This is a genomic window from Granulicella mallensis MP5ACTX8 (assembly GCF_000178955.2).
Taxonomy (GTDB): Bacteria; Acidobacteriota; Terriglobia; order Terriglobales; family Acidobacteriaceae; genus Granulicella; species Granulicella mallensis.
In genome coordinates this window covers 1087183-1099670 of the sequence record NC_016631.1, presented here as the reverse complement: position 1 = coordinate 1099670, position 12488 = coordinate 1087183, and the positions used below count along the sequence as shown (strand labels likewise).

The window sequence follows — 12488 nt, the reverse complement described above, 5'->3', positions numbered from 1 at the left end:
GAGATGAGTTGAAAGTAGCGTTGCCATGGTTTCTGTCAATCAATGCGAGATGAAGGTGTTGAATCTACCGGGCCCCTAACGGTTTAGAAACAGGTCTGAACCTTTTGCAAGTACTGCTTTTGCATGACGAAGAGGGAACATTGAGCGTTTGCCTTTAGAAGATCTCCTGCAAAGCGGGTTCGGTAAATCGACTAGTGGTCTGAGTAGCAGCCCGCAGGTTCCAGAGAGGAAGCAGGACAAGGCCCGCAAGGAAAGCTGTGCCCGCGAAGATAAAAAAGAGGCGATCCCACCCGTAACGTTCACTGACAAAGACGACGAGGTAGGGAGAGACAATTGCTCCAAGATGTCCGATACCGTCAATCAGCCCTGTTGCTGTAGCTGCGGCTCTGGTCTCACCGACATCCTGGGCAGCGGCTCCGGAGAGCAAGGTATCTGGCCCGTAAGAAAGAAAGCCGGCTAATGAGATTGCCACCCCGATACCAGCGAGCCCCGCATGTACAAACATTGGCTGGCAGAGCATGACAAAACCCAGGCCACCAAGCATGATGGCGGAGACAGGAGCCCGCCGCGACTGATTGAATTTGTCCGAGATATACCCTGCGGCAAGAGCCCCGGCGATGCCTACCAGCTCATACAGAGAAGAAAGGTACCCTGCAGTCTGTACTCCATAGTGCAGTTGCCGCACCATGTAGTAGGGCAGCCAAAACATAAGGGCATACCGGCAAACCTCCAGGAAGAAGTAAGAGATGCCGATCGTCCACAAAGAGGGTTTGCACAGCAGCATTCCCAGGTCGGTCCAGCTTGTCTGGCTTAGAGTTGCACGCCGTAAAACTTCGCGCTCGCCGGAGGATTTCTCTCCATCGACAGGCGCATCGGAGACGTTGAGGAAGAACACCGGAACAATCAGGGCGAGCAGCAACGCGGGAAACAGAAATCCACGGGCTCCTCCGAACTGTGGCAATGGGGAATGCGGCGAGACCGACCACGTCGCAAAGGTCGTTGCCAGAAATCCCCCAAGGACATAATTTGTTCCCCACCAGGCCATCACAACCCCGCGATTCTCATAACTGAACCAATTGGCCATGGTCTTGACGAGACCTGACCATCCTGTGGATTGCCCCACCCCGTTAAGGCATGCAAACAGCAACAGCCAGATGACAGAGGCATGAAGCCCCATCATTACGTTGCAGACGACGATCGTCAGCAGGCCAGCACCGACGACTCGCTTCGGGCCGATTCTGTCGGATAGAAATCCGAAACCGAACTGTCCCACTGCATAGAGAAAGCTGTAGCCAAAGACAATATTTGCTAACTGATAGCTGTGCAGCCCCGCGACGACGGCAAGCAGGGGGAGAACGATGCTGAGATTTTTGCGGCACAAATAAAAGCCCGCATAGGTAATCCAGGTGACACCAAAGGTCTTTCGTTGACCGGCGGTCATACTCATTAGGTCTGGCTTCTTTCAGGTGGGCTCTACGCATTGAAGCGTCGCATGCATCCTCCCGGCCCGACACGTTTGGCAGGTTCAGCAGGCTTCGTCTTACCGTTAGGCGAACCGTTACGCCCGAATGACCATCAATTGACGAGTAAAAACCGCTGCGATTCCGATGTTTTTTACAACCTTGTAATAGGCTCCGAATAAAGTACCTATATTGATAGGGACAGATCGTGGACATGCATAGCTACACAGAGATTCCACTTTCGGAGCTATCTCCCTACGCAACCAACTTTCGGGAAACTCTTCAAGCGGTGTGTGAAAGCCCCGCCTTCAAGACCAGCCCAAAGAGTTGCGAATTCCTACGGCATATCGTCAGTCGAGCTCTTAGCGGCGATACAGATGAATTAAAAGAACGCCTGATTGGCATGAGCCTTTTAGGCCGCGAAGCCACCTATGACACAGGCTCCGACGCGGGCGTGCGTGTCCGCGCGAACGATGTGCGCAAAAGGCTCGGAGCCTATAACAAGGTACAGATAGAAAATAGATTTACTCTCGATCTGCCATCCGGTTCCTATGTGCCCCGTTTTCTGACGAGGGCAGCCTTATCCACCCCGATCGACACGGACAGTGAGGTTGGACAGAGTAGGTCTGACCTGTACGAAGTACAAGTGCCACTCACGCTTCAGCAATTGGCCGCACCAACCTTTATTGCACTCTTCTTATGCATCGTCTGCCTTCGATGGCAGATAGCTAGAGAACATCCTTTTACGACTTTTTGGCAGAGTGTCTTTCAGGGCCATAGTGTCAGGCTCTATCTTCCGCCGGCAGAAAATAATGATGGACGTGAACTCGTTGCAATCAATGAAATTCGGGCGACGACGCCTCTACTTAATCTTGCCGGGCAATTTCATGGGGAGTTAGACCTTACTGGGGAAGCTGCGGCCAGAGGAGAAGAAACTACAATCTCAATCGGCCCGATGGCCGAAGGTCCGGCTGACACAAAGAGTTCTCAAACTTCGATGGATAGTGCGGCATCGTCTGACTCAAAACGGTTTACGATCGTCAATACCGCAAACGGCCGCCGGGTCTTCGATCGCATTGCGTCAAAGATATACCCCGTGCCCGGAGGCTCGGCCGCGTTGCTGACGATCTCCACCAGACCGGTTCGCTCCATACGGATTGACGGCACAGATGAAAGCTCGATCGACTCTCTGGTCAAGCTGCTGTGCGAACGAGACACCTTTCCGGAAGGTCTGGCCGACGGTTTGTCAGATTCCCTTACCACCCAGGCCATCTTCCCCATGGGCCCATCCTCTCAGCCGATACTCTTTCGCGATGCGCCCCCTCGGACACAGACTCCTATAGGAAAGACACCATGAACATCGAGAAGGCCTTTTGGGCGCGATGGAGAGGGCGCGTCTTTATCGCAGCCTGGACGTTGTATGCAGGCTTTTATGCGTGCCGCAAAGATATGGGTACGGGAAAAGGCGCGATCTCTTCCCTCGCCGTTAGCCTGGCGTGCTTCGGAGGAATGTACGCCGTAGGTCAGTTAGTGGGCGGTTCCCTGGCAGACCGTATCGGCGCGCGGCGTACAGCCCTGATGGGCGCAGGAATCTCGATAGCCTGCACAATCTTATTGGTCTGGTGCGATCAACCTGTTCTGGTCCTCTTGCTCCAGCTGGGCAATGGATTCGGCCAGGGCTTCGGTTGGCCAGCCCTGCTCAAATTGCTTGGAGGTTGGTTCCGGGCTGGAGAACGAGATGTAGTACTTGGTTGGTGGAGCACCAGCTATATCCTCGGCGGTCTCCTCGCAAGCGCTCTTACTGAGTGGCTTGTTCTCAATACCGGGATGGCCACACACAGTGGTTTTCATCCCGCTTACCTTATTTCATCGGCGGTCCTACTGTGTTCGGCATGTTTCTTTCTGAAAGAGACCGCCCGCCTGCCTGTCGCACCTCTTGGAGTTGCTCCTGCACCGCAGCCCTCAGAGCCTGCAGTGCAGGACCGTCCATGGCGTCAACTCCTTGCAAATCCTAGAATTCGTCTCATTGCAGCTATGTATTTCTTCCTGAAGATGACGCGCTATACCCTTCTATTCTGGCTTCCCAACTACCTGATCTCAGATCTTGGTTACCGGACTGTTTCCGCGGAACATATGGCCTCCTACTTTGAACTTTTCGGTTTTCTCGGGCCATTGGCAGTGGGATATGCCGTTCAGCGCCACTTCGGCCGGCGCAGGATGACCCTTGGCGCCTGCATGCTCTTTGCTCTCGCCTTTATCTGCCTGATTCATCCCATGCTGGCGGGCAGTGGCGGCGCGGGGCTGGTACTCTCCATTGCGCTGACAGGCATCCTGATTCATGGAGCCGATATCCTCATGTCGGGAATGGCTGTCCTCGATGCCGTTCCACACGAACTGCATGGACGCGCCTCTGGCCTGGTTAACGCCATCGGATCGATCGGTCAGGCATTGTCTCCCCTGCTCATAACGGTTTATGTCTCCCATCTCGGCTGGACGAAACTATTCGACCTCTTTGTGTTCTTTGCCCTTGTGGCTGGCACGATTTGCGTGTTCGGAGCCCGCAAGGAAACGCAATTTACGTCCCGGCCTAACCGTTCAATCCTTGAGACTGCGAGTTCTCCGTTGTAGTCTCCGCACATGCAGAAACAAAATTCGGACATCCTTATCGGAACTGGCGTAGCTTCAGGCCTCGGAATCACGGCACAGCCTCTGGACCTTCTATCCGGCCGAGGTGCGGCATGAACCAATCTCCTCGCATCCGCGCAATCATGCTCGACTGGGCCGGGACAACGGTGGACCATGGTTCTGTCGCTCCCGTGTTGGCCCTCACCACTCTTTTCGCACGCCATGGAATCGCTCTTTCGATGCAGGATGCAAGACGGGATATGGGATTGCTAAAGCGTGACCATATCCAGGCCATTCTCGCGCTGCCCAATATCAGTGCGGAGTGGAATGCTCTCTTTGGAAAACATCCTGGCATGGAAGAGGTCACACGCCTCTTCGCGGAGTTTGGCCCAGTGCAGATGGATATCATCACCCAGCACTCACAACTCATCGAAGGTGTAATCGACACCGTAAAGAAATGGCAGGATCGTGGACTCCTCATAGGGAGCACCACAGGCTACACCCGTGAGATGTTAGCGCCGGTTCTTGCTCAGGCTGCTGCCGGTGGATATCGCCCGGATGCTTCGGTATGCCCGGACGAGGTCGGTGCCGGCAGGCCCGCTCCCTGGATGCTGGCACGCAACGCGCAACTCCTCAACGTGTACCCTCCATCCTCCTGCGTCAAGATCGGCGACACCCTCAGCGATATTGAAGAAGGAAAAAACGCTGGAATGTGGACGATCGGATTGACCCGGACGGGCAACATGATTGGACTCGATGCCGTCGGCTTAGACCAGCTTCCGGTCGCACAAAAAGAGAGTCTCCTCAAGCAAGCCTCATCCGAGATGCTCAAGGCGGGCGCCGACTTTGTGGCAGAGGACCTTTCGGCCTGCGATCAAATCCTGTCACAGATCGAGGCAAGATTGCAGGCCGGTACCTAGCTCGAACAAATAGACGAGACTATAGAGCTACGACTCATGACGATCACAAAGTTCAACTTCCCAGAGCTTAGAATTTCAAAAGTCGAAGCGAACGATTTGCCAGCGCGTTGTATCCGCGCACCGGCAAACCGTTCGCTTCGTCCAAGCGCTCTTCCCTACGGCTGATACTTCCACAGGTCGTTGAGGTTCCCTTGCATGCCGGTTAAGGTAGAGTCGAAGCCATCCCCACCGAAGAGCCAGAGATTGCCCGTCGAATCGATCCAGCTTGCGGATCCGAATCGGCCTCCGGGATTGTTGTTACTCCCGGCTATGCCCAACATGCCGTAGATTCCGGATTGCCCCTGACCCTGGGCATGCCCAACGATGGTGCTACCCCCCATCCACGTCCACTGCCCCGTATCCCCGGTTACGCTTGGAGTGTACTTCCACAGGTCGTTAAGAGATCCTTGCAATCCAATCGAGTCGTAGCCACTTCCGCTGAAGAGCCAGAACATACCCGACGCATCGGTCCAGCTTATGGCGCTGTACCGTCCGCCGGGTATGTTCGCGGGATCTGCCGTGCCCTGCACCCCGTAGACTCCGGACAAGCCTGAGTAGGCCTGGGGGGCTGTGGTGCCGCCGCCCATCCATGTCCACTGGCCCGTATTCCCGATTGCGCTCGGAGTGTACTTCCAAAGGTCGTTGAGGTAGGCGAGGTTCCCGGCCGCATCGATTCCAAGTCCGCCAAAGAGCCAGAAGTTACCCGACGCATCGGTCCAGGTAACACCGGCATCTCGTCCGCCGGGTATGTTGGTGGGGTCTGGCGTGCCCTGCGTTCCGTAGGTTCCGGACTGCCCCTGACTATCCCCGATGCTGCTGCTCCCGCCCATCCACGTCCACTCACCCGTGCTCGGAGCATACTGCCAAAGATCGTTGAGATATCCTTGCGTTCCGGCCACGTCGGTGCCCTGTCCGCCAAAGAGCCAGAAGTTACCCGACGCATCCTTCCAGGTCATGGAGCCATATCGTCCCCCAGGAATATTAGCGGGATCTGGCGTTCCCGGCGCCCCATAGACTCCGATTTGACCTCCGAATACGAAGGGGACATGGCTATTTCCTCCCAGCCACGTCCACTCCCCCGTCGGCCCCTTGGTCGGGTCGAACTTCCAGAGGTCGTTGAGCTGTCCCGTGCCGCCAGTCTCGTCAATACCCTCCCCGCCGAAGAGCCAGAGACTACCCGACGCATCGAGCCAGCTTGCGACCTGCTCGCGTCCTCCCGGATTGTTCAGGGGTGAGGTGACTCCGAGCGTCCCGTAGGACCCGGGTTCGCCGGCCGCACCCAGGCTTGTGCTGGGCGGCGTCACATTGCTGCCCCCCATCCACGTCCACTCACCTGCCGTGCCCAGTGCCGGATCGAACCTCCAAAGGTCGTTGAGCTGTCCGCCGAATCCGACTCCGGTCGAGTCTTCGCCATACCCACCGAAGAGCCAGAACTTACCCGTCGAATCGGTCCAGGTCAGCTCCTGCTGGCGTCCTCCGGGAATGTTCGCAGGATCCGGCGTTCCCAAAGTGCCGTACACTCCGGGTTGCTCGCCGTTGCTTCCCACGATGTTGTTGCCACCTATCCAGGTCCACTCACCGAGGCAGACAACACTCACGTTCGACACATCGGCAATGGGTGCGCCAGTGCCATTGGTGATCACGCAGTGCCGGCCTGGGGGTGGGGTTAGCACCGTTACGTTGTAAGTACCGCCAGCGGGAATCGGATCAACGAAGGTGAAGTTGCCGTTTGCGTCCACCGGCAAGAGGTCATTGTCGTTGACACCGGCTTGATCCTGCAGAATCAGCCCCGCCCCCTTAAGCCCTGTCACCGTGCCGCTGATGATGTAGGAGGCCGATGAGTTTGCCGTGCAGGACACATCGACATTCGTGACACTCGCTTTGGCTGTTCCAATGGGGCCAGCGACCGTGCAAGACTGACCGGCGGGATCGGAGAGCACCGTGACGCTGTAGGGCACACCAGCGCTGGGAATCGTATTGGGAAAGACGAAGGCGTAACTCTTAGCACTCGCGCCCACCGTCAGGTTGTTGCCACCGTTATCCTGCAACACCAACCCCGTGCCGCTGAGCCCAAAGACCGAACCGCCGATCGTATACGCCTGAACGCAGACAATACTCACAGTGGTGACATTCGCACTGGCCGTACCGCTGCCGCTGGTCACCGTACAGTTCAAGCCTGCCGGCTGGGTGAGCACCGTGGCACTGTAAGCGCCGCCGCTCGTGATCGGAGTAGCGAAGGTAAAGCTGCTCGCGTTTGCACCCACCGTCAAGCTGTCTCCGCCGTTATCCTGCAAGACCAACCCTGTTGCAGTAAGCCCCGAGATCGTACCGCCGATCGTGTAGGTAGCGGGTGGGGGTGGAGTCGTAGTCGAATTGCCACCTCCGCCTTTGCCTCCGCAACCAACAACGGAGATCAACGCCGTGGCGAATAACGTAAAGACACCTAATCTATTGCAGATTCTCATCTTGTTCCAGCCTCCTGAATCAGTGAAATGGCACAAAGTTCTGCTTGCGGCGCAGTCGCTGCAATGACAGCGACCGCGAGGGTTTGAGTCTGAGTGAGAGTGCCGGGAGCGCCGCAAGGGCGAGGGATGCACCTCCCACGCGGTTGCCATTGCGTTCCCAGGCACGGAGTGTTGATCGTTAGCGCAAGGGTTCGTGGATCGCCAGATGACAACGAACGCTTGACGGAATACCGAAAGCCATTTGCGTCCTCTGCACGTCCACTCCCCTTTCTGAAGGCTCGACCGGCATTGAAGCGACCTCTAGTTCACGCTTACGTTGACCATCGTTGTTTGTGAAACAGTGCCGCTGGTGGCAGTAATGGTGATGACGTAACTCCCTGTCGTCGTGCCGGCATTGCCGGGGCCGGTTGATAAAGACGCCTTCGATCCGCCGCCGCAGCCAACCACTAGTCCGGCAGACACGGCAAGAACCATCAGGCTCAACAGCAGATTCAGGCGTCTACGACGGCCCGGAAGAAAGAGGAAGAGGAGAGACGCGATGGTGACGCCGCTTCCAATGGCAAAGCTCCGGGGAAGATGATCTTCCAAAGCTGCTGTCGTCGCGGCTGTACTGTTTACGGTGAGTGTCGCCGTTACCGCCGCTGTTCCCGTGATCGCGGGCGGCGTCGTCACGGAGCAGGTCGGGGGCTCCGTTGCGCCTGTCGGGCTCGCTGTAATTGAGCAGGCAAGTGCAACCGCGCCTGTAAAACCTCCGCTTGGTGTCACAGTGATCGTCGATGTCGCCGGCGTTCCCGGCGTGACATTCGTGATCGCAGTACCGCTGAGTGCAAAGCTCGGGACAGGGGCCGGGCCGGTTACTGTCACAGGGACACTCGTACCTTGCGTGAGCATGCCTGACGTTCCACTGACATTGACGGTGTACGTTCCTGCGGCCGTATCCGAGGAGGTTGCAACGGTGAGTGTCGCTGTTACGGCTGTGGTCCCCGTGATGGCCGGGGGAGTTGAAACGGAGCACGTGGGCGGATCATTCAGGGTGCTGGACGCAACGGAACAGGTAAGAGCCACCGTGCCCGTGAAAGTATTACTCGGCTTAACCGTGATGGTGGACGTGCCGGTCATTCCAGCCGTTGCAATCGTGATGGGGCTGCTGCTCAATGCAAAACCCGGAACCGCTGGAACAGTCAGGATCACCGGAATACTTGTGCTGGCGGTCAGAGCTCCCGAAGTACCCAGAATGTTGAGGGTATACGTACCGGGTGGCAATGCCGCATCGGTGTTGATCGTGAGCGTGCCGTTGACCGACAGATCTCCTGTAACTGTGACCGAGGCAGCCGAGCAGGTGGGAACGTCCGTTACGCCGGAGGATGGAGTGACCGTGCAGGTGAGCACTACGTTGCCAGTGAACCCATTGCTGGGAGCAACGGTAACGGTCGAGGCCGCACTGGAGCCCGGCGTTGTGATGTTGACAGGCGTAGCAGCCAAAGCGAAGCCCTGTGTTCCTGGACCGCTGCCGTTGGTGATTGAGATTGTGGTGGACGAGGCCTGATATACCGAGTCGCCGGAGTACTGCACCGTCAGCAGGTTCTGTCCAGGCAAGAGCATAGCGCTATTGAATGAGGCAACTGCTGATGACACATCACCACCGGCTGCAGCCAGGCTGACTTGCGCGATCTCATAACCGGAGGTGCCAAAGGTCACGGTCCCCGTTGGAGCGCTCTTGCCGGTCTGACCTGTCACTGTCGTAGTGATGCTCACTGCAGCGGTAGGTGAGGTCGAAATACCTGAAGAGCTCGCTGTTGTTGTTGATGCCAGGAGATTGCTGCCCACAACAGTGATAGTGGCAGAGATGCTGATGGCGTTGTAGTTGGCGTCTCCCGGATAGCTGATCGTGATGTTGTACTTTCCAGCAGGGAGAGACGCTGTAATGGCGCCGACACCTTCGGGGAAGCCAGTGCCAAGGTCGAGCGTCGACTGTAAAGGAGCATTGGTGGGTACACCGGCGGGAAGGCCGCTTATGGTCAGAGTGCCTGTCGGTGGAGCCGCAGGAGTATAGAGATAAGCCCCATAGACCTGTTCGATCTGATTATTGGCTTCATTTTCGACCTTGAGGGTGAGGACAATCGGTCCACCTCCCTGAAAGGTGGTGGGTCCAGTCTGCGCAGTGCTGGAGAACACGATTTCAGGCGTGTCTTTTATAACCGTTAGAGCAATCTTCGGCGAAGAAGACTTGGAGTAGCTGTCGTCACCGGAGTAGTTCGCCACAAGAGAGTGCGCGCCGATACCGAGCGGAGCATTGTAGGCAGCTTCGCCATTGGAGTTGACCTGCACAGTGGAGAGATTGCTCGCTCCATCGGCAAACGTAACGCTTCCTGTTGGGATACCGTAGGTGACGGTACCGGATGATGGCGATGGCTGAGCAGTGAGGATGAGTTGTGTTCCATAAGGAACCTGTGCACCTGAATTTGTGCTCTGGCCAATTACGTTGAAGATTCCGAACTGTACCTGGCTGGCTTCAGGAACGACCGTGATCTGAGTCGTCGTCGACTTGCTTGCGGCGTTCACTCCGTCCCCGCTGTATTGGCCCCAGATGTTGTAGGTTCCGCCCGGCAAGGCGTTGTACGTACCGCTAAACGTTCCATTGCTAAGTTCGAAAAGCGTTTGCCCGCCCTGCAGAGGCTCTGTGCTGTCGGACATCAATGCCACCGAACCGGTAGGCGTCGTGCTCGCTGTCACCGCTCCGGAAAAGGTGATTGTCTGGCCATGCGTAATGTTGGTGGAAGAAGGTGTGAGGGTCGTAGTGGAGCTGGCGAACTTAACATTTTGCCAGTTGGTGAGCAGCGCGTTCGCGTCGAGAGAGCCGAGTCCGGTGGCCAGATCGTAACCCGCTGTGGCGTTGTACTCAGATACAGAGCCCGTGCCAATTTGCCCCTCACGCGTACCATCGATGTCGATCACGGGACTTGCTACCGTGATACAGCCTGTCGAACCTGTTGCGCATGGCACCGAGTTCGTTCCCTGCACCACATCATGGAAGACGGCGGGAAATTGTGTCGCCATCGGGTACAGGATGTAGTCGGCCTGCCCCTGACGTCCATACTTCTGATTGACGAGAGCCATCATCGCAGCGAAAGCAGGCGTGGACGCAGAGGTTCCACCAACACCTTCGATTTGAACAGTGCTTCCGCTGGAAACCGGCTGGCAATCGCCATCCGCGCCGCAAACCGGGTAGAAGCTGGCATTGAATCCCGACGCTGCAAAGAGCGAAACGTCTGGAATATCGCGAACGCCATCTGCGGGAACGCCGTTCCCTATCTGCCAAGCTGGTTTTTGATAGGGACCAGTGACGAGTCCAAGAGTGCTGGCTCCTCCGCTGCCTGCCGCAATGGTCGTTTCGGCAGTGGCGCTGACCAGAATATTCGAACCGTACTGACTGTTATTCCAGGCCTGCTCGGGGATGAAGCCTTTGATGGAAACGCCAGGGGATCTGTTGGTCGGCTTGGTATCCCAATACGTGGCGAGTTGGGCGTTGATCGCTGTCTCGCCTTGCTGAAACGAGCTGTAATAGAAGTCTGTGCCGCCAACAGCGACGTTATAAGGCGTGGAAGCAAATCCGCTTATAGCCTGACCGTTGACTGCATAATCCTGAGTATCAGGGTTATCGCAACTGGCCGACCCGCTATCGCCGGTCGAAACCGCAACAGTGATCCCCTGTGCCGCTGCCTGCTCCCACAAGGAGTTGAGATATTGATTTTCGGTGCCGAGATCCGCTTCACAAGCTCCGAAGCTGAGACTGATGATGGGCGCGATATTGCCGTATACAGCATGGCCTGCCGCAAGAATAAGACCAGAGTTCAATGTAGTATCGGCTGCAATCACTAGATCGATGGTGGCGTTCGGTGCCACGGCTCCGGCCCACTCCACGTCGAGATAAGCTTCCCCGGAGGCATTATTAAGACCATCGGGGTTATTGATCCCATCGATTCCAGGATCGTTGCCGTCGATGATGACTTGCGGTGGGTTGACGGGTAAACCAAAGAGACTACGGAAGCTGTTGGCAATGGTGAGGTCGATGTTCGACTCGTTGACAATGGCAATGGTCTGCCCTGTGCCGTTCGTTCCAGCGCTGTATAGCGGGTTCAGGTCGTACTGCACGGCGAAGTCGCCGGGAGAGACCACGAACGAATTTCCGTAGCTGGCGCTCATGGTCCACTGGGGTTTAGCGCTTCCGCTTTTAACGTCGTAGGCAGCCTTGCCCATCACCTTGCTGTGGCTCGTGAGGCGAAAGTTGTTCAGCGAGGCAAATCCACCGAAGACCGGTGCGATCGCTGCCGGAATCTGCGGGTCGGTCGCGTTTGCGTAGTGAGTCTCGCCCTTTACCGAGTACTTGTGAATCTGCGCATGAAAGGCCTCGCGAAACTGGGCGACGGAACCGGCAACTTCCAGGGTCTGGCGGCCGGGGTTGACCTTGATGTCGCCGAATCCATGCGATTGCAACCACGTCTCGAGCGTGGCAAGGTCGGAATCCGAGGGGCCAAACTGCTGCCCGAACTGCTCCGGAGTAAGCCACCGATGGTAGCTGGCGGTACCCGGCTTATGAAGGTCGCCAATCAACTGCTTTAAAGCAGACTCCTGGGCATCGCTGCGCTTCAGAACGATCTGGATGCGATCGAGCCGCATGCCATCCGGCGCCGCGCCACTATCGTTGGCCGTACGGGCCAGCGGATGAACAGTTCCGCGCAGGCTCACCAGGCTGGTCTCGTTAATAGGCTGCGTAAGCCGATTTGCCACCGGTTTCGCTTCGGCAGACAGAGAGGAAGTTTGCGCCGTGGCCAGCGAGGAAATTGCCAGGACAAAGGCAGTCACCATAAGGGGAAAAGGCCGGAAGGGGAGCTTCTTAAGCAGCATGAGGATTCCTATAGGCATCGAGAGCCAGGGTGAAGACAAAGTCCTTCGGCGAACGTTGTCGGGGCCAACCTCCG

General features: G+C 56.9%; 6 protein-coding genes. 3 read left to right on the top strand and 3 right to left on the bottom strand.

The features are described 5' to 3' along the window. Window positions 1-154: 154 nt before the first annotated feature. Window positions 155-1447: an MFS transporter gene (locus tag ACIX8_RS04600; protein WP_014264157.1), complete on the bottom strand. Its 1293-nt coding sequence runs from the start codon at window positions 1445-1447 to the stop codon at window positions 155-157. Between the two features lie 227 nt (window positions 1448-1674). Here ACIX8_RS04600 and ACIX8_RS04595 point away from each other — a divergent pair, with 227 nt between their 5' ends. The 3 genes from ACIX8_RS04595 to phnX all read left to right on the top strand — a co-directional run bounded on the left by ACIX8_RS04595 (window position 1675) and on the right by phnX (window position 5005). Then, window positions 1675-2817 carry a hypothetical protein gene (locus tag ACIX8_RS04595; protein WP_014264156.1) on the top strand — a complete coding sequence of 381 codons (1143 nt, stop codon included), beginning with the start codon at window positions 1675-1677 and terminating at the stop codon, window positions 2815-2817. After that, complete coding sequence (locus ACIX8_RS04590) at window positions 2814-4088, top strand: MFS transporter (RefSeq protein ID WP_014264155.1); 1275 nt, start codon at window positions 2814-2816, stop codon at window positions 4086-4088. Before ACIX8_RS04595 ends, ACIX8_RS04590 begins: the two co-directional genes overlap by 4 nt. A 110-nt stretch (window positions 4089-4198) precedes the next feature. Then, entirely contained in the window at window positions 4199-5005 is an 807-nt protein-coding gene (phnX, locus tag ACIX8_RS04585) for a phosphonoacetaldehyde hydrolase (protein ID WP_014264154.1), read from the top strand. 155 nt (window positions 5006-5160) lie between these two features. Here phnX and ACIX8_RS04580 read toward each other — a convergent pair whose 3' ends face one another. Beyond that, window positions 5161-7509 (bottom strand): Kelch repeat-containing protein, encoded by a 2349-nt coding sequence (locus tag ACIX8_RS04580; RefSeq protein WP_014264153.1) that lies wholly within the window; start codon window positions 7507-7509, stop codon window positions 5161-5163. Between the two features lie 300 nt (window positions 7510-7809). Next, window positions 7810-12414, bottom strand: a complete 4605-nt coding sequence (locus ACIX8_RS04575; protein ID WP_014264152.1) for an Ig-like domain repeat protein — start codon at window positions 12412-12414, stop codon at window positions 7810-7812. Window positions 12415-12488: the final 74 nt, after the last annotated feature.

What these genes read in the sequence shown, in the direction of transcription:
- ACIX8_RS04600 (WP_014264157.1), bottom strand. Translation starts at nt 1,447, where the DNA reads ATGAGTATGACCGCCGGTCAACGAAAGACCTTTGGTGTCACCTGGATT.
- ACIX8_RS04575 (WP_014264152.1), bottom strand. Translation starts at nt 12,414, where the DNA reads ATGCTGCTTAAGAAGCTCCCCTTCCGGCCTTTTCCCCTTATGGTGACT.
- ACIX8_RS04590 (WP_014264155.1), top strand. Translation starts at nt 2,814, where the DNA reads ATGAACATCGAGAAGGCCTTTTGGGCGCGATGGAGAGGGCGCGTCTTT.
- phnX (WP_014264154.1), top strand. Translation starts at nt 4,199, where the DNA reads ATGAACCAATCTCCTCGCATCCGCGCAATCATGCTCGACTGGGCCGGG.
- ACIX8_RS04595 (WP_014264156.1), top strand. Translation starts at nt 1,675, where the DNA reads ATGCATAGCTACACAGAGATTCCACTTTCGGAGCTATCTCCCTACGCA.
- ACIX8_RS04580 (WP_014264153.1), bottom strand. Translation starts at nt 7,509, where the DNA reads ATGAGAATCTGCAATAGATTAGGTGTCTTTACGTTATTCGCCACGGCG.